Here is a 19,671-nt window from a genome sequence, read left to right as displayed (position 1 = left end):
CCACCGACCGCGGCCGGAGCGGGCAGCTTCTGCCAGACCCGAAGGGTATTCGGCGTTTTGATACGGATGGACTCAGTCACCAAGCGGTACCCGGACGGCACCGTGGCGGTCGACCGGCTGTCACTGGAGATACCCGACCGCTCGATCACGGTCCTCGTCGGTCCCTCGGGCTGCGGCAAGACCACCACCCTGCGGATGATCAACAGAATGGTCGAGCCCAGCGAGGGCACGATCCTGCTCGACGGCGAGGACCTCCAGCAGCAGCCCGTCACCACGCTGCGCCGGTCGATGGGGTACGTCATCCAGAACGCCGGGCTCTTCCAGCACCGGACCATCCTCGACAACATCGCCACCGTGCCCCGCATGATCGGCTGGGGCAAGCAGAAGTCCCGCGAGCGGGCCGCCGAGTTGATGGCGCGGGTGGGCCTCGACGCCTCCCTCGCCAAGCGGTACCCGTACCAGCTCTCCGGCGGTCAGCAGCAGCGCGTCGGGGTGGCCCGGGCGCTCGCCGCCGATCCGCCCGTCCTGCTCATGGACGAGCCGTTCTCCGCCGTCGACCCCGTCGTGCGCAAGGGGTTGCAGGACGAACTTCTGCGCATCCAGGACGAACTGGGCAAGACCATCGTCTTCGTCACCCACGACATCGACGAGGCCATCAAACTCGGCACCATGGTCGCGGTGATGCGCACCGGCGGCCGGCTCGCCCAGTTCGCACCCCCCGCCGAGCTGCTGTCCGCCCCCGCGGACGACTTCGTGGAGGACTTCCTCGGCGCCGACCGCGGCATCCGGCGGCTCTCCTTCTTCTCCTCCGCCGCCCTGGAGACCACCACCGGACCCGTCGTGCGCGCCGACGCCACCGCCGAGCAGCTCGCCGCCGCCGACGGCGCCCCCCACCTCCTGGTGACCGATGCGGACGACCGGCCGCTGGGCTGGGCCGAGCCGGGCGACCTGGCCGCGGGGGACCTCGCGGGCGCGCGGCTGCTGTCCCACGGGCGGCCGTTCGTGCCCGGCGCCGACTCGCTGCGGGCCGCGCTCGACTGCGCCGTGCTCTCGCCCACCGGCTGGGCCGTCGCCGTGGACGGCGAGGGCCGGGTGACCGGCGTCGTCTCCCAGCAGACCATCGGCGAGGCGATCCGCTCCGCGCACGGCGCGGCGGGCCCCGCCGAGACGCGGGCCGAGGAGCCCGCCGACGGCACGAAGGTCGCCCCGTGAACGGCTTCTTCGACATACCGAGCGACCTCGACAACACCTACTTCGGCCTGATCGGCCTGCATCTGCGCGAGGCGCTGCTGCCGGTCCTGGCCGGCCTGCTCGCCGCACTGCCCCTGGCCCAGCTGTGCGTGCGCTTCCGCTGGCTGTACCCGCCGGTGCTCGGGGTGACGACCGTCTTCTACGCCATCCCCTCGCTGGCCGTCTTCGTGGTCCTCATCGACTACACCGGCCAGACCGAACTGACCGTGATGATCCCGCTGGCCGTGTACAGCCTGGTGGTGCTCGTCCCGGCCATCGTCGACGGTGTGCGCTCGGTGCCCGAGGAGACCCTGGCCGCGTCCACCGCCATGGGCTTCGGCCCCGTACGGCGCTACCTCCAGGTGCAGTTGCCGATCGCCGTGCCCGCGATCCTCGCCGGGCTGCGGGTGGCCGTGTCGGCGAGCATCTCCCTGGTCAGCGTCGGCGCCCTCATCGGCAACCAGGGCGCCCTCGGCAACCTGCTCGCGGACGCCCAGAAGTACGGCCGGCCGGAGCTGGCGGTGAACTCCGTCCTCACCACCGCCGTCCTGGCGATCCTGTGCGACGCGCTCCTGGTCCTGCTCCGGAACCTGCTGACCCCGTGGATGCCGCGGGGCAGGCGGCAACGCCCGAAGGAAGCCGCCGCGCGGCCCGAGCCGGAGGAGGTGGCGGCCCGGTGAACGTGCTCCACTTCGTCAACGCCTTCTTCAGCGACAGCGCCCACTGGCACGGCTACGACGGCATCCCCGCCCGCCTGCTGGAACACGTCCAGTACACCCTGCTGGCCCTCGGTCTCGCCGCGGCCGTCGGGCTGCCCGCCGGGCTGCTGACCGGGCACACCGGACGCGGCGGCAACGCCGTCGCCTTCGTCGCCACCGCCGCCCGCGCCCTGCCCAGCTTCGGCCTGCTGGTGCTGATCGCCGTCGCCGTCGGCATCGGCCTGCTGCCCGTGATGATCCCGCTGGTCGTGCTCGCCGTCCCGCCGATCCTGGTGACCACCTACGAGGCCGTCCGCTCCGTCGACCCCTCCCCGGTGGACGCCGCGCGGGGCCTGGGCATGCACGAGAGGGGCATCCTGTTCCGGGTCGAACTGCCCGTCGCCCTCCCCCTGATCCTCAGCGGGCTGCGCTCGGCCGCCATCCAGGTCGTGTCCACGGCGACCATCGCCGCGTACGTCAGTCTCGGCGGACTCGGCCGCTACATCATCGACGGCCTCTACCAGCGCGACTTCGAGAAGGTCGTCGGCGGCGCCACGCTGGTCGCCCTGATGGCGCTCGTCACCCTCGCGGTGTTCTGGGCGGCGGGGCGGCTGGCCGTCTCGCCGGGGGTGCGCCGACGGTGACGGCGCACCGGGGCGGAAAAACCGTAACCAGGCCGTTCTTGACTGAGCGGCGACCGGATCGTTTGGATCGACGGATGACTTTCACCGCGAAGAACAGCAGATCCAGGACGAGGCACACCGGCGTGGCGGCCCTCGCGCTCGCCGCCGCCGCGGCGCTTCTCGCGGGCTGTTCCTCCGACTCCGACGACACCTCCGACAACCCCCTCGCGGGCGACAAGGCGGAGGCCGGCACCGTCGTCGTCGGCTCGAACAACTTCGCCGAGAGCACGCTGCTCGCCGACATCTACGGAGAGGCGCTCAAGGCCAAGGGCCTCAAGGTCACCTACCAGCACAACATAGGCAGCCGCGAGACGACGTACGGACTGCTGAAGAACGGTTCCGTCACGGTGCTGCCGGAGTACAACGGCTCGCTGCTCGCCTATCTCGACCCGAAGGCCGAGCAGAAGTCCGTCGAGGAAGTGAACGAGGCGGCGAAGGCCAAGCTCGACAAGAAGCTGACGCTGCTGGAGTCGTCACCGGCCGAGAACAAGGACTCGGTGAGCGTCAACGCCGAGACCGCGAAGAAGTACCGCCTCACCGCCGAGTCGACCCTCGCCGACCTCAAGGACGTCGCACCGGACCTGGTGATCGGCGGACCGCCCGAGTTCCAGACGCGGCAGCACGGGCTCAAGGGGCTGGAGTCGTTGTACGGGCTGAAGTTCAAGTCGTTCAAGGCCCTCGACGCCGGCGGCCCGCTGACCCAGTCGGCACTTACCAAGAACGACGTGCAGGCCGCGAACATCTTCACCACCGACCCGACCATCATCAAGGAGAAGTTCGTCGTCCTGAAGGACCCGGACACCTTCTTCGGCCACGCGAACGTGACCCCGCTGGTCGCCAAGGACGGGCTGAACAAGGAGGGTGTGGCCGCCCTGAACGCGCTCTCCGCCAAGCTGGACACCGAGACGCTCCTCGACCTGGACGCACAGGTCCAGCTGGACAAGAAGGACCCGCTGGACGTGGCCAAGGCCTGGCTGGAGTCCGCGGGTCTGCTCTGACGGGCGCCCGAGGAGGGCCGGTCACGACGCCGCGGCCCCGGTCGCGGCGTCGATCAGCTGGTCGATCAGGGCGATGAGGACGTCCCGGCTGGAGGTCCGCTCCCGCGCGTCGCACAGCAGCACCTGCACGTGCTCGGGCAGCGCGAGGGCCTCGCGGATCTCCGCCGCCGGGTACGGGTGGCGGCCGTGGAAGCCGTTGACGGCGACGACGAACGGAATGCCCCGCCGCTCGAAGAAGTCGATCGCGGCGAAACTCGACTCGGGCCTGCGGACGTCCACCAGGACCACCGCGCCGAGCGCCCCGATCGCCAGGTCGTTCCACATGAACCAGAAGCGCTGCTGACCGGGCGTACCGAAGAGGTACAGCACCACGTCCCCGCCGATGGTGATCCGGCCGAAGTCCAGGGCCACGGTCGTGGCCCGCTTCTCCTCGATGCCGGCCAGGTCGTCGACGTCCAAACCCGCCGCGGTCAGCGGTTCCTCGGTGCGCAGCGGGGCGATCTCGCTGACCGACCCGACCATGGTGGTCTTGCCGACGCCGAAACCGCCGGCAATGAGGATCTTCACCGCCTCGGGCGCGGTGGAGCGGGCGGATGCCGTGGGCGTCTCGGCGACGCGCTCAGAGCCGGCCAAGGCCGTCCCTCACTTTCTGCAGCAGGTCCAGATCCTCGGTCGCGCGGAAGACGGGATGCGGCGGCCTCGCGGTGATACGGCCGGCCTCCAGCAGGTCCGAGAGCAGGATGACGACGACACTCACCGGCAGGTCGAGACGGGCCGCGACCTCCGCCACGGCGAGGGGACGGGCGCACAGCCGCAGGATCCGCAGGTGCTCGGGCTGCGGACGTGCCGCCCGGGTGGGCTGCGGGTCGAGGGCCGTCACCGTCGTGATGAGGGTGAAGTCGGCGCGGCTGGGCCGGGTCCGGCCGCCGGTCAGGGTGAACGGCCGCACGAGCCGGCCCCCCGCGTCGCCTCCGGTCACGTCACTCGCCGGGGCCGGCGGTGGCCCGCGGTGCCGCGCTCAGGTGCTCGCCGATCTTCTTCACCAGCATGTTCATCTGGTACGCCACCACGCCGACGTCGGCGTTCGGACCGGTGAGCACGACCAGGTGCGCGCCGGGGCCCGCGGAGGTGAGTATCAGGTAGCTGTTGGCCATCTCGATCAGCGCCTGGCGCACCGGGCCGCCCCGGAAGTCCATGCTGACGCCCTTGCTGAGGCTCATCAGGCCCGACGCGGTCGCCGCCAGCCGCTCGGCGTCGTCGCGCAGGAACCCGGTGGACTTGCTGACGACCAGTCCGTCCTCGGAGAGCACCACGGCCTGGTTCACGTCGGCGACCCGCTCCACGAGTCCGGTGAGCAACTGGTCCAGCTCGGTGTGCGTGGCGGGGGAGGGTCGGGTCATCGGGTGTCCTTCGTCGGCGGTCTGCGGTCGGCGGTCGGGGTCGTGGGGGCGGCGGAGGAGAGCAGGGGCCCGTCGGCGTCGGCGTCGGCGTCGTCCCGGCCCTCGTCGGTGTGGGCCCGCAGCGTGCCGCGCTGGAAACCGGCGAGGGACGAGGCGGCGCGCTCGGCCGTGAAGTCGGCGTAGTCGTCGACGGCGCCCTGAGAGCCGTTCCGGCGGCCACCCGGGTCCTCGTCGCGCAGCTCGGCGGCGAGGCTGGTCTGCGGCACCCGGCGGGGCAGCGGCGCGGGGCCGCCGTGCTCGCCGGGGGAGTCGCCGGCGGAGCCCGCCGCGGACGCGGACCCGTTCGCGGGCGCCGGCCGGGACGCCCGTACGGGCCGCAGGGACCGTTCACCGCCGGGCGGGTCCCCCTCCGGCCCGAAGGACGCGGGGGACCGGTCGGCCGGGGCGGTTCCCTCGGCAGCGGTGACCGGGGCGGCCCGATCGGCGAGCGCGACCTGGCCGGCCGAGTCTCCCGCGGTGGCCCCGGCGACCCGGCGGTCCCACGCGCCGGCCATCGCGGCGTCGGTGCCGCCCGCCCCGCCGACCGGCTCGCGCACCACGATCTCGTGCGGGATCAGCACGATCGCCGTGGTCCCGCCGTACGGCGAGGGGCGCAGCGTGACGGTGATGCCGTGCCGGTGCGCGAGGCGGGCGACGACGAACATGCCGAGCCGCAGGTCGTCGGCGAGCGCCACCACGTCGAACTGCGGAGCCACCGCCAACTGGGCGTTGAAGGACGCGTAGTCCTCCTCCGACAGGCCGAGCCCGCGGTCCTCGATCTCGACGGCCAGTCCCTTGGCCACCAGCGCCGCCCGCACCCCGACCGGGTTGGGCGCGGGGGAGTACGCGGTCGCGTTGTCGATCAGCTCGGCCAGCAGGTGGATCACGTCGGCCACCGCGGGCGGGGCGAGGGCCACCTCCTCGTCGGCGTGCAGCTCCACCCGCTGGTACTCGGCGACCTCGCCGACCGCGCTGCGCAGGATGTCGACCAGTGACACGGGTTCGCGCCAGGTGCGCCGCGGCTGCTCCCCGCTGATGATGACGAGGTTCTCCTCGTAGCGCCGCAACTGACTGGCCGTGGAGTCCAGTTCGTAGAGTCCTTTGAGGATCTCGGGGTCCGTGTGCTCGCGCTCCAGGGCGTCCAGCTTGCCCAGCTGCATGTTGACGAGGTTCTGGCTCTGCCGCGCGATGCCCAGGATGACCTTCTGGAAGCCGCGCCGGGTGTCGGCGAGTTCGACGGCGGTGTGCACGGCGGTGCGCTGCGCGGTGTTGAACGCCTGCGCGACCTGGCCGAGTTCGTCCTGGCCGTAGTCCAGCGGCGGGGTCTCCGACTCCACGTCGACCGTCTCGCCCCGCTCCAGCCGGGCCACCACGTCGGGCAGCCGCTCCTCGGCCAGGCTGAGGGTGGCCAGCCGCAGCCCGCGCAGCCGCCGGGACAGCGAGCGGGTGATGCGCCAGGACATCACGATGCAGAGCACCAGCGCGATCAGGCCGCCCGCGCTGAGGATCCCGGACTTGATCAGCAGGCCCCGGGCCTCCTCGGCGCTGCGGTCCAGGAGACCGTCCGTCTGCTGCCGCACGAGCTGGGTGTACTGGGCGGAGATCGCGTCGAAGGCGGTGTTCCAGCGCTGGCGCGCGTCCGGCAGGTCGATGCGCTCGTCGCCGCCCGCCGAACGGGCCTCCAGCACCTGGTCCTCGACGTCCTGCAGGGACTTCCACTCGGAGCTGGCGAGGATGCGCTCGGTCTGCGTCTTCGCGCTGCCCGTCAGGGAGGGAAGGATCTGGTCCTGCACCAGCCAGCGGCGGGTGTGCACCAGTTGGGCGAAGTCCGTCCACTGCTCCTGGCCCATCCGGTCGGACGGCCAGGCCAGGGTGAGCCGGGCGTCCTCCTGGGAGGCCAGCTCGGCGGCGTGCTCCAGGGCGACCAGCGGACCGGCCCGGGAGGTGAGATCCCCGTCGTCGACCTGGGACAGCTCCTGGAAGGCGTGGATCTGCTCGTCGACGATCGAGGTGTACTGGTCGAGCGCCTGCTCGGCGGTGATGTCGCTGGGGTCGTCCACCTGGTCGCGGTAGTACTCCAGGCTGCCCACCGAACCGAGCACCGAGTACAGCCGGTCCGAGATCCGGGCGGGGGCGCTCTCGATCGCGTCCGACTGACCCACGAGCTGGGCGACCGCCTCGTCCGTCTTCCTGCGCTGCGCGTCCAGCTCCGCCCGGTCGCCGTTCGGCGCGGACAGCCAGGCGGCCGACAGACTGCGCTCCTTCTGCAGGGCGAGGGCGGCCTCGGTGCCCATGGCACCGGTGTCGCGGCTCAGCTCCGTCTGCGCGCGCAGCCGCAGCCCCTCCGAGAGCATCTGGATCGTCGTGACGCCCCAGACGGCCGCGAGGGTGACGCCGGGCACCAGGGCCAGGAGGATCAGGGACAGACGTATGGAGCCGAGGCGGCGCCGGACGCCCTTGCGCCGCGTCTGACGGGCCCTGGGTGTCTTGCGTGCAGACATCGTCGTCCTAGGCGGTCAGTGGAGGGAGGGGAGCGGGGGCGGGCGGACGCCGTCGGCCGCCGGGCCCGGTCACCGGGTGCCGCCCGCGGCGAACCTGGCGACCGAGTCGGCGTTGGTCCGGGTCACGAACGCGGGGCCGGTCAGCACGGGGGCCACCCCGCCGCCGCTGACGTTGCCGTTGGTGCGGTACAGCCAGAGCGCGTCCACGGCGAGGTAGCCCTGGAGGTAGGGCTGCTGGTCCACGGCGAACTGGACGTCCCCGCGCTTGACCGCGGCGACCAGGTCCTCGTCGAGGTCGAACGTGGCGACGTGGGCGCTGCTGCCCGCCTCGTCGACCGACTCGACGGCGGTGAGGGCGAACGCCGCGCCGTTCATGACGACTTCGTCGATGCCGGGGTTCTGCCGCAGCCGCGCCGTGACGGCCGCGCCGACCGCCTTCATGTCCGTGCCCTCGACGTAGAGCATCTCGGTCTCGCCCCGGAAGGTCTTCTTCACCCCGGCGCAGCGGGCCTCCAGGGCGACGTTGCCGCGCTCGTGGATGACGCACAGGGCGTGCTCGGCCCCGAGGTCGTTCAGCTTGTCGCCGACGGCCCGGCCCGCGACGCTCTCGTCCTGCCCGAAGTACTCCAGGAGCCCAGTGGGACGCCAGGCGTCGATACCGGAGTTGAGGCCGACCACGGGGATGCCGGCGGCCTTGGCCTCGGCGACCGGCGCCTTCATCGCCTGCGGTTTGGCCAGGGTCACGGCGATGCCGTCGGCCTTGTCGCGGATCGCGTCCCGCACCAGGTCGGCCTGGTCGGCGGTGTCGGCGTCCCCGGCGTAGGTCAGGTCGACGCCGTCCTTGACCGCCGCCGCCTCGGCGCCCTTGCGCACCTGGTCCCAGAAGGCGTCGCCCTCACCGCCGTGGGTGACCATGACGATCTTCATCCGGTCGCCGCCGGACCCGCCCGCGGCGTCCGCCGCCGAGCCGTCCTCGCCCCCGCCGAGGGCGGAGCAGCCGGCCACCAGCAGAATGACGGCCGTGGCGAGGGCCGCGGCGCGCAGGGGTCCGGGGGAGCGCGTGGGTGGGGGAGCTGTACTCATGGGGGCGGGGGCACCTCGCTGTGCGGCCGAGCAGGAGGAACGGAGCGAGCGCCCGGAGTCGCGGGTCAGTACGCCAACCGGGTGAAACTCGCCTGGCCGGAGCAAACCGTGTGTGACCGCTGGTAGTCAAGTGACCAGCGAACTGCTGTGAGTTGTCGGTGCCGCATCGTGATGAACAGGGAGGCTAAAGCGGGCCGAAGCGGAATGCCGGGCGGTATGCCCGGCGGATCAGCGGTGGCTCCACGGTCGGCCGCGCGGTCGGCCGGGTGCTCGCTGCGTGGTGGTCTTCGCGGCGTACACGGGTTCCACGGGGGCTGATCTGATGGGCAGTTAGTCAGTGAGTTATCGTGTACAGGGGGTAAAGGCAGGCGACACGGTCTGTCGAGTTCCAGCCCAGGAGAGACCAGCCGATGGCGAGGCAGCTACGCGCCGAGCAGACCCGTGCGACGATCGTCGGCGCGGCGGCCGACCTGTTCGACCGGTACGGCTACGAGTCGACCAGCCTGAGTGAGATCGTCGCCCACGCCGGGGTCACCAAGGGCGCCCTGTACTTCCACTTCGCGGCGAAGGAAGACCTCGCGCACGCCATCATGGAGATCCAGTCCCGCACCATCCGCCGGCTGGCCAGCGACCTGGACGGGCGGGGGTACTCCTCGCTGGAGGCGCTGATGCGCCTCGCCTTCGGCATGGCCCGGCTCTGCGAGGAGGGGCCGGTGCTGCGGGCCGGGCTGCGGCTCGCCACCGCGGGGGTGCCGGTACGGCCGCCGCTGCCGCACCCCTTCACCGAGTGGCGGGAGATCGCCACGTCCCGGTTGCTGAGCGCCGTACGGCAGTCCGACGTGCACCCGGACATCGACGTCGACTCCGTCGCCCACACCCTCGTCTGCTCCGTCGTCGGCACCCGCGTCGTCAGCGGCACCCTGGAACCGGCCGGGCGCCAGCCCCGCCGCCTCGCCGAGATGTGGCACATCCTGATCCGCGGCATGGTCCCGGTGACGAGGCGCGCCCGCTACCTCACCCTCGCGGCGCGCCTGGAACGGGAGACCGTCACCGCCTGACCGGTACGGTGACGTGCATGCCCGACACCCCGTCCGCGCCCGCGCCGGTCATCCTCGGCGACGAACCCGGCTCCTTCCCGCACGGCGTGCTGGCCGAGCGGCACCCCGCCGTCGTGCGGCAGGTGCGGGACGCCTTCCCCCTCGACCCCGAACGGCGCCGCGCCCTCGACGCGCTGCTCGCGAGCTGCGCCGACGGCGTCATCGAGCCGCTGCCCGCCGACGCCGACCCCACCGGCCGCGACCGGGACCGTTGGGCACGGTGGGGCATGGACGCCTACGCCGGCCGCTCCTGGTACGACGTGCCCTGGCTGTGGGCCGAGAGCCACTTCTACCGCCGGCTCCTCGACGCCGTCGGCTACTTCGGCCCCGGCGCATGGCAGGGCGTCGACCCCTTCCGGCCCGCCAAGCTCGCCGAACTCGACGCGCCGGAGACGGACGAGGAACTGGCCGCGCTGGACGGCCTCGACCGCCTGCCCGCCGACGAGCGGACCCGGGCCCTGCTGCACGGCTCGCTGTGGGGCAACCGCGCCGACCTCGGCTTCCGCCTCTCCGACGGGGGCGGGGTCACCGGGGGCGAGGTGGCGGCCCTCGTCGCCGACGACAGCGACGTGCTCTGGTCCCTGCTCCCGGCGCCCGGCACGCGCGCCCCGGGCCGGGGACCGGCCACGCTGTGCCTCGTCGCCGACAACGCCGGCCGCGAACTCGTCCCCGACCTGCTCCTCCTCTCGCACCTGCTCACCGAGGGCCGCGTCGACCGGGCCGTCCTGCACGTCAAGCCGTACCCGTACTACGTCTCCGACGCCACGCCCACCGACGTGCTCGACGCCCTGCGCCGGCTCGCCACGGCGGGCGGCGCGGCGGCGGCCCACGGCGAGCGGCTCTGGTCCGCGCTGACCGAGGGCCGCGTCACCGTCCGCGCCCACCCCTTCTCCTGCGCCCCGCTGCCGTACGCGGACATGCCCGACGACCTGCGCGCAGACTTCGCCGCGGCCACCGTCACCGTCCTCAAGGGCGACCTCAACTACCGGCGTCTGGTGGGCGACCGGTGGTGGCCGCCGACCACCTCCTTCGCGGACGTCACGGCGTACTTCCCCGGCCCCGTCGCCGCGCTGCGCACCCTCAAGTCCGACGTGGTCACCGGACTCGACGCGAAGACCGAGGCCGCGCTGGAGGCGAGTGGCGAGCGGCGCTGGCGGACGAGCGGAACGCACGCGCTGATCCAGGTGAGGTGCTGAGCCGGGTCGGGTGCCGAGCCGGGTGAGGTGCCGAGCCGGGTCGGGTGTCGCGGGAGAAGTTCCCGCATTCCGGGCTGATTCACGCGATGGTGTGATCATGTGCGGCCCGGCGGATGTGTCCGCAGGGCCGCGGGTAGGGCCCGGCCATGACGCAACAGCCCTTCCAACTCCCGCACTTCTACCTGCCGCACCCCGCGCGGCTCAACCCGCATCTCGACGAGGCCCGCGCCCACTCGACGACGTGGGCGCGCGAGATGGGCATGCTGGAGGGCTCAGGGGTCTGGGAGCAGTCCGACCTCGACGCCCACGACTACGGCCTGCTCTGCGCCTACACCCACCCCGACTGCGACGGGCCGGCGCTCTCCCTCGTCACCGACTGGTACGTGTGGGTCTTCTTCTTCGACGACCACTTCCTGGAGAAGTTCAAGCGCAGCCAGGACCGCCTCGCCGGCAAGGCCCACCTGGACCGGCTCCCCCTGTTCATGCCGCTCGACGACGCCACCGGCATGCCCGAGCCGCAGAATCCGGTGGAGGCCGGCCTCGCCGACCTGTGGAGCCGCACGGTGCCCGCGATGTCGGCCGACTGGCGCCGCCGCTTCGCCGTCGCCACCGAGCACCTGCTCAACGAGTCCCTGTGGGAGCTGTCCAACATCAACGAGGGGCGCGTCGCCAACCCCGTCGAGTACATCGAGATGCGGCGCAAGGTCGGCGGCGCTCCCTGGTCGGCCGGGCTCGTGGAGTACGCGACGGCCGAGGTGCCCGCCGCCGTCGCCGGGACCAGGCCGCTGCGGGTGCTCATGGAGACCTTCTCCGACGCCGTGCACCTGCGCAACGACCTCTTCTCCTACCAGCGGGAGGTCGAGGACGAGGGCGAGTTGAGCAACGGGGTGCTGGTCCTGGAGACCTTCTTCGGCTGCACCACCCAGGAGGCCGCCGAACTGGTCAACGACGTCCTCACCTCACGCCTGCACCAGTTCGAGCACACCGCCTTCACCGAGGTGCCCGCCGTCGCCCTGGAGAGCGGCCTGACCCCGCCGGAGGTCGCCGCCGTCGCGGCCTACACGAAGGGCCTCCAGGACTGGCAGTCCGGCGGCCACGAATGGCACATGCGCTCCAGCCGCTACATGAACAAGGGCGAGCGCCCCCCGGCCGGCTGGCAGACGCTGACCGGCCCCGGCACCTCCGCGGCGGAAGTCGGCGCGCTGCTCGCCACGGCGGTCGCCCAGCGGGCCCGCGCCTACACCAACGTGCCCTTCCAGAAGGTCGGCCCGTCCGTCATCCCCGACATCCGCATGCCCTACCCGCTGGAGCTGAGCCCCGCCCTGGAGGGCGCCCGGCGGCACCTGTCCGAGTGGTGCGCGCGGATGGGCATCCTCAGCGAGGGGGTCTGGGACGAGGACAAGCTCGCGAGCTGCGACCTCGCCCTGTGCGCCGCCGGCCTCGACCCGGACGCCACCCAGGACCAACTCGACCTGGCCTCCGGCTGGCTGGCCTTCGGCACCTACGGCGACGACTACTACCCGCTCGTCTACGGCCACCGCCGGGACCTCGCCGCCGCCCGGCTGACCACCGCCCGGCTGTCGGCCTGCATGCCGCTCGACGGCGAGCCCGCCCCGCCGCCGGCCAACGCCATGGAGCGCTCCCTGATCGACCTGTGGACGCGCACGACGGCCGCTATGACACCGGAGGAGCGGCGCCCGCTGAGGACGGCCGTCGACACGATGACCGAGGCCTGGGTGTGGGAGCTGTCCAACCAGATGCAGAACCGGGTCCCCGACCCGGTGGACTACCTGGAGATGCGGCGCGCCACCTTCGGCTCCGACCTCACCCTCGGCCTGTGCCGCGCCGGACACGGCCCGGCGGTGCCGCCCGAGGTCTACCGCAGCGGACCCGTCCGCTCCCTGGAGAACGCGGCGATCGACTACGCCTGCCTGCTCAACGACGTCTTCTCGTACCAGAAGGAGATCGAGTACGAGGGCGAGGTGCACAACGCCGTCCTTGTCGTGCAGAACTTCTTCGGCGTCGACTACCCGGCCGCCCTGGGCGTCGTACAGGACCTGATGAACCAGCGCATGCGCCAGTTCGAACACGTCGTCGCGCACGAACTCCCCGTCGTCTACGACGACTTCCAGCTGTCCGAAGAGGCGCGGACCGTCATGCACGGGTACGTCACCGACCTGCAGAACTGGATGGCCGGGATCCTCAACTGGCACCGGAGCGTCCCGCGCTACAAGGCCGAGTACCTGGCGAGCCGCACCCATGGCTTCCTCCCGGACCGGATCCCGGCCGCGCCGGTGTCCCCGTGGGCCGCCGCGCAGGTCCCCGTGGGGAGGCGCAGCCCCGTTCCGACGCCCTGAGCGGGCTTCAGTCTCACTCTTTCGTGGCTCGTCACGCGCCGGTGCGCCGGGTAGAGCACCTGCCGGAGGCGATCCATGGAACAGACAGCGTTGCGTCCCAAGCCGATGCCCGGCCGGGACCCGGGGCCCGGCACCGAGCCCGGCCCCGCCCGGCGTCCGCACACCGGGCGGCGTCGCCGGCGGCTCACCACCCTGCTGCTCGGCGGGCTCGCCGCGGCGGTCCTTCTCCTCGCGGGCGTGGGACTGGGCACGGTGGGCGCCACGGTGATCGGCATGAGCAAGCTGGCCGAACTGCAGCAGCAGGCCGGGGCGGCGGGGCCGGGCGGCGCGGCGGGTGCGGGAGGGGGCGCCGGAGGGGCGACGGGCACCCGGGCCGCCCCGGCGCACCCGTCGGCCGGTCCGTCCTCCTCACCGGCGCCGGTCGGCGCGACCCTCGGGGTGGAGGCCGTGGACGACGAGGGGCCCGGCGCCCGGGTCGTGGGCGTCCACGTGCCGGGCCCCGGGTACACGGCGGGGCTGGTGCGGGGCGACGTCCTGCTGGCGTTCGGCCGGGCCCGCGTCGACTCGGCCGCCGACCTCGCCCGCGCCGTGGCCCGCGCCCGCCCCGGCAAGAAGGTCAAGCTGACGGTGCGCCACGGCAGCGGCGGCTACCAGCAGCTGACGGTCGTACCGGGCGTCGTCACCTGACACCGCCCTCACGCCACCGTGCCCTCACGCCACCGTGCCGTCACGCGACCGTACGGAAATGGCTGGTGAGTCGTCCCGCGTCGTCCAGCACGTGGAAGGCGAGCCCGACCGGCGCGTCCCGGTCGGCGACCTCCTCGCCCTCCCAGGGCAGCCGCAGCGTCCACGTCACCCCGGGGCCGATCACCAGCGGCCGCCCGGCGAACACGGTGGCTGCGGGAGTGTGGGCATGACCGGTGATCAGCCCGGCGATCCCGGCCCTTCGCTCCAGCAGCGCGGCGAGCCGCTCGGGGTGGCGCAGCCGGTAGGAGTCGGGCAGCGGGTGGTGCACGGGCGTGGGCGGGTGGTGGAAGGCGAGCAGGGCCGGCCGGTCGCCGTCGAGTCCGTCGAGCGACGCCTCGATCCAGGCGTACGTCTCCTCGTCCAGCTCGCCCTCGTCGCTGCCCGGGATGCTGGAGTCGCACATCAGGACCGCGCCGCCGTCGAAGACGTGCATGCCGTTGACCGGGCCGTCGGCCGCGGGACGGCCGAGCAGGGCCTTGCGGTAGGGCGCGCGGCTGTCGTGGTTGCCCGGACAGGTGAGCACGGGGAACGGCGCGGAGCCGTCGCGCAGTCCGAGCAGGGCGGCGGCCTCCTCGTATTCCGCCTCGGTGCCGTGGTCCGCGATGTCGCCGGTGACCAGGAGCGCGTCCACCCGTCCCGGCAGCCGCCAGAGCAGGTCGCGCACCCGCTCGGCGCGCTCCGTCGCCCGCGGGCCGGTGTCCAGATGCAGATCGCTGATGTGTGCGAGTACGAGCACGCTGTCGGCCTCCTCCGGGCGTCCGGGCCGCGGACGCCCCGTTGCTAATGCTTGGAAGGCATCTAATCATTAGTTTCCGGGGTTGCTCCCCGCCAATCGGCTCGCGTCGCCCCCGCCCCGGGGGCAGGATGCTGCCCGTGGTCCCTTCACCCTTGCGCCCCGGGAGGCCCGGATGACCGGCAGCAGGCCCGCTGCTCCCTTCACCGCCGACGACTACCGGACCCGCATGGAGCGCGCCGCGCGTGCGGCCGCCGACGCCGGGCTGGCCGGGCTGCTGGTGGCCCCGGGCCCCGACCTGGTGTGGCTCACCGGGTACGCGCCCACGGCGGAGACCGAGCGGCTCACCCTGCTCGTCCTCGCCCCGGGACGCGACCCCGTGCTCGTCGTCCCGGCCCTGGAGGCCCCCGACGCCGCGAAGGCGGCCGGCGCGCCCGCCCTGACGCTGCGCGACTGGACCGACGGCAAGGACCCCTACGCGGCCACCGCCGCCCTCCTCGAAGGCACCGGACGCCTCGGCATCAGCGACAACGCCTGGGCCATGCACCTGCTGGCCCTCCAGCGCACCCTGCCCGACACGTCCTACGCCTCCCTCACCGAGGCGCTGCCGATGCTCCGCGCCGTGAAGGACGCGGCGGAGTTGGAGCTGCTGGCGGCGGCGGGCGCGGCCGCGGACGCCGCCTTCGAGGAGATCCGGCAGGTCCGCTTCGGCGGCCGCCGGGAGTCGGAGGTCGCCGCCGACCTGGCCGACTCGCTGCGCCGCTTCGGACACTCCCAGGTCGACTTCACCATCGTCGCCTCGGGCCCCAACGGCGCCAACCCGCACCACGAGGTCGGCGACCGCGCGATCGAGGACGGCGACATGGTCGTCCTCGACTTCGGCGGCCTCAAGGACGGCTACGGCTCGGACACCTCCCGCACCGTCCACGTGGGCGAACCCACCGCCGAGGAGCGCCGGGTGCACGACCTGGTCCGCGAGGCGCAGGAGGCGGGCTTCCGCGCGGTGCGGCCGGGCGCCGCCTGCCAGGACGTCGACCGGGCCGCCCGCGCGGTCATCGCCGACGCCGGGTACGGCGAGTACTTCATCCACCGCACCGGGCACGGCATCGGCGTCACCACGCACGAACCGCCGTACATGATCGAGGGCGAGGAGCAGCCCCTGATGCCCGGCATGTGCTTCTCCGTCGAGCCCGGCGTCTATCTGCCCGGCCGGTTCGGGGTACGCATCGAGGACATCGTCACGGTCACCGCGGACGGCGGCCGACGGCTCAACGACACCACCCGGGAGATGGTCGTCGTCGAGTGACCGGTGACGGACCGCCCCCCAACGCCCCCGGCAGACCCGGCAGACCCGGAAGACGACGGCGCGAGATGACCCAGGCACCGACACCCACCGCGGACACCGTCCGCCGACTGGTCCGCTCCCTGCTGGGCGGCAGCACGCAACCCGACGTCCGGCCCGTCGCCGAGGGCGCCGAGGGCGGCACGTGGTGGGTCGGCACCCGGCACGTCCTGCGGCTGGCCGCGGACCGGGAGACCGCGGTGCGCAGACGCCGCGAGGTGCGCCTGCGCGAACTGGTGCGGCCGTACGTCCCGGTCGCGCTGCCCACGAGCGTGGCGCACGGCGAGTGGGCACCGGGCCTGACGTACACGCTGGACGCCAGGGTGGCCGGCGGGTCGGGCGCGGACCACGACGTGTCCGCGCTGGGCGAGGCGGACCTCGCGGCGGTGCTCACCGGCCTGCGCGAGGTGCCGGTCCGCCAGGCGGAGACGCTCGGCGTGCCGCGGGCGGCCCCGCGCTCCCTGGAGGCCCTGCGGCAGTCCGCCGAGCGTGCCGCCCGCCGCCTCGCCGCCGCCGACGAGTTCGACGCCGCGCGGCCGGAGCGGCTCACCAGGGAGGCGGCGGCCCAGCTCGGCGTCCAGGCGGGCGCGGCGGTCCTCGTCCACCACGGGCTGACCGGCGGGCACCTGGTGGTCAGCGCCGACGGGCGGGTGCGCGGCGTCCTCGGCTGGAGCGACGCGGTCCTCGGCGACCCGGCCGAGGACATCGCGCGGCTCGCCCTCTCCGTGGGCTCACCGGCCGCCGTCCGCGCCGCCACCCTCGCCGGCTACGGCGCCCGGCCGTGCCTGCGGGGCCTGTGGCTGGCCCGCTGCGACGCGGTGGTGGACCTCGCGGAGGCACTCGCCGACCGGTCCGGCGCGCCGCCGCCCCTGCCCCCGCTCAGGACGCGACTGCGACGCGCCTGGGAACCGATCCTCCTGGAACGCGTGACGGAACTGCGCGACGACGACCCGGACGACGCCGCCCCCTGAGCGTGCCCTCCGGGCTGACCCGGTTCCCGGCCCGTCCGTGCCTGACCGTTTCACTCCTGGACCAGCACCACGCTCGACTCGCCCGGCACCCGCAGTATCCCGTTGGCGCCCGGCCCCTCGACCGGCTCCCACGCCGCGAGCACCCGCGCGGGACGGTTGCCCAGGGGGATCGCCGCCGGTTCGGTGCCCAGGTTGACGGCCACCCTGATGTCACCGCGCCGGAAGGCCAGCCAGCCCGCCGTGCCGTCGTACGCCACCCTGGTGTCGGCCAGGTCCGGGTCGGTCAGGTCCGGCTGCTCGGCGCGCAGGGCGATCAGCCGCCGGTACCAGTCCAGTACGCGCGCGTGCGGCTCGCGCTCCGGCTCCGACCAGTCCAGGCAGGAGCGCTCGCGGGTCGCCGGGTCCTGCGGGTCGGGCACGTCCTCCTCCCGCCAGCCGTGCGCGGCGAACTCCCGCCGCCTGCCCCGCCGCACCGCCTCGGCGAGCTGCGGGTCGGTGTGGTCGGTGAAGAACTGCCACGGCGTGCCCGCCGCCCACTCCTCGCCCATGAACAGCATCGGCGTGAACGGCGCGGTCAGCGTCAGGGTGGCCGCGCAGGCGGCGAGCCCGGGGGAGACCAGGGACGCCAGGCGGTCTCCCTGGGCGCGGTTGCCCACCTGGTCGTGGGTCTGGCTGTAGCCGGTCAGCCGGTGCGCGGCGACCCGCCCGCGGTCCAGCGCACGGCCGTGCGAGCGGCCCCGGAAACTGGAGTAGGTGCCGTCGTGGAAATACCCCCGGGTCAGCGTCTTGGCGAGCGCCGCCAGCGGATCGCGTGCGAAGTCGGCGTAGTAGCCCTGCGACTCCCCGGTCAGCGCGGTGTGCAGCGCGTGATGGAAGTCGTCGTTCCACTGCGCGTGCACCCCAAGGCCGCCCTCCGCGCGCGGGGTGATGATCCGCGGGTCGTTCAGGTCGGACTCGGCGATCAGGAAGAGCGGCCGGTCCAGATCGGCCGCGAGGTCGTCCACGGCGGCCGACAACTGCTCCAGGAAGTGGCACGCGCGCGTGTCGGCCAGGGCGTGCACCGCGTCCAGGCGCAGGCCGTCCAGCCGGTAGTCCCGCAGCCACGCCAGCGCGCTGTCCACCAGATACGCCCGCACCTCGTCCGAGCCGGGCGCGTCCAGGTTCACCGCGACGCCCCAGGGCGTGTGGTGGGTGTCGGTGAAGTACGGGCCGAAGGCGGGCAGGTAGTTGCCGGACGGGCCCAGGTGGTTGTGCACCACGTCCAGGACCACGCCGAGGCCGAGCGCGTGCGCCCGGTCGACGAACCGTTTCAGCGCCTCGGGCCCGCCGTACGGTTCGTGCACCGCCCACAGGGAGACCCCCTCGTACCCCCAGCCGTGCCGCCCGGGGAAGGGGCACAGCGGCATCAACTCGACGTGGGTGACGCCCAGTCGCACCAGGTGGTCGAGCCGTTCGGCGGCGGCGTCGAGCGTGCCCTCGGGCGTGTACGTGCCCACGTGCAGCTCGTACAGGACCCCGCCGGGCAGCGGACGCCCCGCCCACGGGGCACGCCACGTGTACCGCCCGTGGTCGACGACGGCGCTCAGCCCGTCGGGACCGTCCGGCTGGCGGCGCGAGCGCGGGTCCGGCAGCACCGGCCCGTCGTCCACCGCGAAGCCGTACCGCGAGCCGTCCCGCGCCCGCGCCTCACCGCACCACCACCCCGGCCGCTCCGGATCGCGCTCCAGCGCGCGCGTGGCGCCGTCGCACTGCAACGTCACTCGGCCGGCCTGCGGTGCCCACACCTCGAACTGCACGGACGGTTCCCCTTCGTCTGCTCACCGTGATGTAGCGGGTCCATGGTCCTCCACCGGGGATCGTTCCGCCGGGGATTGCCCGGCTCCGGGCGAGTGTCGCGTCCGCACGCGCGCGGGGCGGCCGTCGTTTTCCCGTTTTCTGGACACCCCGGCGCCGCTGACCGACAATCAGCTGCGTGACGTCGTCCTTCGAGTTCCAGACGTATCCCGCGCGGTTGTCCGACGCGGAGCGCGACAAGGCGCTGAACGTGCTCCGGGACGGGGTCGCCATGGGGCGCCTGTCGCACGACACGTTCATCCGCCGGATGGAGCTGGCGCTCGCCGCCCGCCGGCTGGAGGAGCTGGCCGTGCTCACCGCCGACCTGCCCACCGAGAGCAGGCTGTCGCGGCTGGTTTTCGGCACCGTCGAAGCGGTGTCCGGGTTCGGCGTACGGCTCGGCCGGGCGTGGCGGGCCGAGCGGCTGCCCAAGCTGCTGCTGCCCCACCCCGGCGCCGGGCATCCGCTGCGGATAGGGCGCGACCCCGACAGCGGGCTGCGGCTGAGTCACGAGACGGTCTCCCGGGTGCACGCGGAACTCACCCTCCAGGGCGGCATGTGGGTGCTGCGTGACCTGGGCTCCACCAACGGCACCACGGTCAACGGGCGGCGGGTGATCGGCGCGGCCGTCGTCCGCGAGGGCGATCAGATCGGCTTCGGCGGGATGGCCTTCCGCCTCGCGGCGAACTGACGCGACCGGCTCCCTCCCGGGGGCGCGGAGCCGGGCTGTCCGGCGCCGGACGGGTAGATCCGTGGCCCGCGC

Annotated in this window: 18 protein-coding genes; 11 read left to right on the top strand and 7 right to left on the bottom strand. The window is 73.4% G+C overall.

Annotated features, from left to right (window positions below; all coding sequences use genetic code 11):
• Positions 1 to 57 precede the first annotated feature (57 nt).
• The 4 genes from IE94_RS0105920 to IE94_RS0105905 all read left to right on the top strand — a co-directional run bounded on the left by IE94_RS0105920 (position 58) and on the right by IE94_RS0105905 (position 3,609).
• Positions 58 to 1,212 carry an ABC transporter ATP-binding protein gene (locus tag IE94_RS0105920; protein ID WP_037921825.1) on the top strand — a complete coding sequence of 385 codons (1,155 nt, stop codon included), beginning with the start codon at positions 58 to 60 and terminating at the stop codon, positions 1,210 to 1,212.
• Positions 1,209 to 1,910, top strand: coding sequence for an ABC transporter permease (locus tag IE94_RS0105915; protein ID WP_030179194.1), 702 nt, complete (start codon positions 1,209 to 1,211; stop codon positions 1,908 to 1,910). Before IE94_RS0105920 ends, IE94_RS0105915 begins: the two co-directional genes overlap by 4 nt.
• Positions 1,907 to 2,572: an ABC transporter permease gene (locus IE94_RS0105910; protein WP_030179191.1), complete on the top strand. Its 666-nt coding sequence runs from the start codon at positions 1,907 to 1,909 to the stop codon at positions 2,570 to 2,572. The genes IE94_RS0105915 and IE94_RS0105910 overlap by 4 nt, the downstream gene beginning before the upstream one ends.
• Before the next feature lie 74 nt (positions 2,573 to 2,646).
• Positions 2,647 to 3,609 (top strand): ABC transporter substrate-binding protein, encoded by a 963-nt coding sequence (locus IE94_RS0105905; RefSeq protein ID WP_030179189.1) that lies wholly within the window; start codon positions 2,647 to 2,649, stop codon positions 3,607 to 3,609.
• 21 nt (positions 3,610 to 3,630) lie between these two features.
• On the opposite strand, the gene IE94_RS0105900 is transcribed toward IE94_RS0105905, so the two are convergent.
• From IE94_RS0105900 to IE94_RS0105880, 5 genes are all read right to left on the bottom strand, one after another.
• Positions 3,631 to 4,242: a GTP-binding protein gene (locus IE94_RS0105900; RefSeq protein ID WP_030179186.1), complete on the bottom strand. Its 612-nt coding sequence runs from the start codon at positions 4,240 to 4,242 to the stop codon at positions 3,631 to 3,633.
• A complete protein-coding gene (locus IE94_RS0105895) occupies positions 4,229 to 4,588 on the bottom strand; it encodes a DUF742 domain-containing protein (RefSeq protein WP_030179184.1) in 360 nt (119 codons plus the stop codon). Before IE94_RS0105895 ends, IE94_RS0105900 begins: the two co-directional genes overlap by 14 nt.
• Before the next feature lies 1 nt (position 4,589).
• Entirely contained in the window at positions 4,590 to 5,009 is a 420-nt protein-coding gene (locus IE94_RS0105890; protein WP_003972853.1) for a roadblock/LC7 domain-containing protein, read from the bottom strand.
• The gene (locus IE94_RS0105885; protein WP_030179180.1) at positions 5,006 to 7,549 is read right to left on the bottom strand and encodes a sensor histidine kinase; all 2,544 of its coding nucleotides are present in this window, start codon (positions 7,547 to 7,549) and stop codon (positions 5,006 to 5,008) included. Before IE94_RS0105885 ends, IE94_RS0105890 begins: the two co-directional genes overlap by 4 nt.
• A gap of 69 nt (positions 7,550 to 7,618) precedes the next feature.
• Positions 7,619 to 8,632, bottom strand: coding sequence for a substrate-binding domain-containing protein (locus IE94_RS0105880; RefSeq protein WP_030179179.1), 1,014 nt, complete (start codon positions 8,630 to 8,632; stop codon positions 7,619 to 7,621).
• Positions 8,633 to 9,042: 410 nt separating this feature from the next.
• Here IE94_RS0105880 and IE94_RS0105875 point away from each other — a divergent pair, with 410 nt between their 5' ends.
• From IE94_RS0105875 to IE94_RS0105860, 4 genes are all read left to right on the top strand, one after another.
• Positions 9,043 to 9,690 (top strand): ScbR family autoregulator-binding transcription factor, encoded by a 648-nt coding sequence (locus IE94_RS0105875; protein ID WP_030179178.1) that lies wholly within the window; start codon positions 9,043 to 9,045, stop codon positions 9,688 to 9,690.
• A gap of 17 nt (positions 9,691 to 9,707) precedes the next feature.
• Positions 9,708 to 10,925, top strand: coding sequence for a damage-control phosphatase ARMT1 family protein (locus IE94_RS0105870; RefSeq protein ID WP_030179177.1), 1,218 nt, complete (start codon positions 9,708 to 9,710; stop codon positions 10,923 to 10,925).
• 146 nt (positions 10,926 to 11,071) lie between these two features.
• Entirely contained in the window at positions 11,072 to 13,282 is a 2,211-nt protein-coding gene (gene cyc2, locus IE94_RS0105865; protein WP_030179175.1) for a germacradienol/geosmin synthase Cyc2, read from the top strand.
• Between the two features lie 75 nt (positions 13,283 to 13,357).
• Positions 13,358 to 13,969, top strand: coding sequence for a PDZ domain-containing protein (locus IE94_RS0105860; protein WP_030179173.1), 612 nt, complete (start codon positions 13,358 to 13,360; stop codon positions 13,967 to 13,969).
• A 40-nt stretch (positions 13,970 to 14,009) separates the two neighbouring features.
• Here IE94_RS0105860 and IE94_RS0105855 read toward each other — a convergent pair whose 3' ends face one another.
• On the bottom strand, positions 14,010 to 14,765 hold the full coding sequence (locus IE94_RS0105855; RefSeq protein ID WP_030179171.1) for a metallophosphoesterase: 756 nt from the start codon (positions 14,763 to 14,765) through the stop codon (positions 14,010 to 14,012).
• Positions 14,766 to 14,937: 172 nt separating this feature from the next.
• On the opposite strand from IE94_RS0105855, the gene IE94_RS0105850 reads away from it, so the two are divergent.
• A complete protein-coding gene (locus IE94_RS0105850; protein ID WP_030179168.1) occupies positions 14,938 to 16,068 on the top strand; it encodes an aminopeptidase P family protein in 1,131 nt (376 codons plus the stop codon).
• 65 nt (positions 16,069 to 16,133) lie between these two features.
• The gene (locus IE94_RS0105845; RefSeq protein ID WP_030179163.1) at positions 16,134 to 17,075 is read left to right on the top strand and encodes an aminoglycoside phosphotransferase family protein; all 942 of its coding nucleotides are present in this window, start codon (positions 16,134 to 16,136) and stop codon (positions 17,073 to 17,075) included.
• Between the two features lie 50 nt (positions 17,076 to 17,125).
• Here the strand turns inward: IE94_RS0105845 and treZ are convergent, their stop codons facing one another.
• Positions 17,126 to 18,871, bottom strand: a complete 1,746-nt coding sequence (treZ, locus tag IE94_RS0105840) for a malto-oligosyltrehalose trehalohydrolase (protein WP_030179160.1) — start codon at positions 18,869 to 18,871, stop codon at positions 17,126 to 17,128.
• 176 nt (positions 18,872 to 19,047) lie between these two features.
• Between treZ and IE94_RS0105835 the strand changes: the two genes are divergently transcribed.
• Positions 19,048 to 19,599: an FHA domain-containing protein gene (locus IE94_RS0105835; protein ID WP_030179158.1), complete on the top strand. Its 552-nt coding sequence runs from the start codon at positions 19,048 to 19,050 to the stop codon at positions 19,597 to 19,599.
• Positions 19,600 to 19,671 lie beyond the last annotated feature (72 nt).

Source organism: Streptomyces violaceorubidus (assembly GCF_000717995.1).
Lineage (GTDB): Bacteria > Actinomycetota > Actinomycetes > Streptomycetales > Streptomycetaceae > Streptomyces > Streptomyces violaceorubidus.
The sequence above is the reverse complement of the archived record's forward strand: the minus strand, read 5'-3'. Positions and strand labels throughout refer to the sequence as shown.

What these genes read in the sequence shown, in the direction of transcription:
- IE94_RS0105905 (WP_030179189.1), top strand. Translation starts at nt 2,647, where the DNA reads ATGACTTTCACCGCGAAGAACAGCAGATCCAGGACGAGGCACACCGGC.
- IE94_RS0105890 (WP_003972853.1), bottom strand. Translation starts at nt 5,009, where the DNA reads ATGACCCGACCCTCCCCCGCCACGCACACCGAGCTGGACCAGTTGCTC.
- IE94_RS0105885 (WP_030179180.1), bottom strand. Translation starts at nt 7,549, where the DNA reads ATGTCTGCACGCAAGACACCCAGGGCCCGTCAGACGCGGCGCAAGGGC.
- IE94_RS0105880 (WP_030179179.1), bottom strand. Translation starts at nt 8,632, where the DNA reads ATGAGTACAGCTCCCCCACCCACGCGCTCCCCCGGACCCCTGCGCGCC.
- IE94_RS0105875 (WP_030179178.1), top strand. Translation starts at nt 9,043, where the DNA reads ATGGCGAGGCAGCTACGCGCCGAGCAGACCCGTGCGACGATCGTCGGC.
- IE94_RS0105870 (WP_030179177.1), top strand. Translation starts at nt 9,708, where the DNA reads ATGCCCGACACCCCGTCCGCGCCCGCGCCGGTCATCCTCGGCGACGAA.
- cyc2 (WP_030179175.1), top strand. Translation starts at nt 11,072, where the DNA reads ATGACGCAACAGCCCTTCCAACTCCCGCACTTCTACCTGCCGCACCCC.
- IE94_RS0105860 (WP_030179173.1), top strand. Translation starts at nt 13,358, where the DNA reads ATGGAACAGACAGCGTTGCGTCCCAAGCCGATGCCCGGCCGGGACCCG.
- IE94_RS0105850 (WP_030179168.1), top strand. Translation starts at nt 14,938, where the DNA reads ATGACCGGCAGCAGGCCCGCTGCTCCCTTCACCGCCGACGACTACCGG.
- IE94_RS0105845 (WP_030179163.1), top strand. Translation starts at nt 16,134, where the DNA reads ATGACCCAGGCACCGACACCCACCGCGGACACCGTCCGCCGACTGGTC.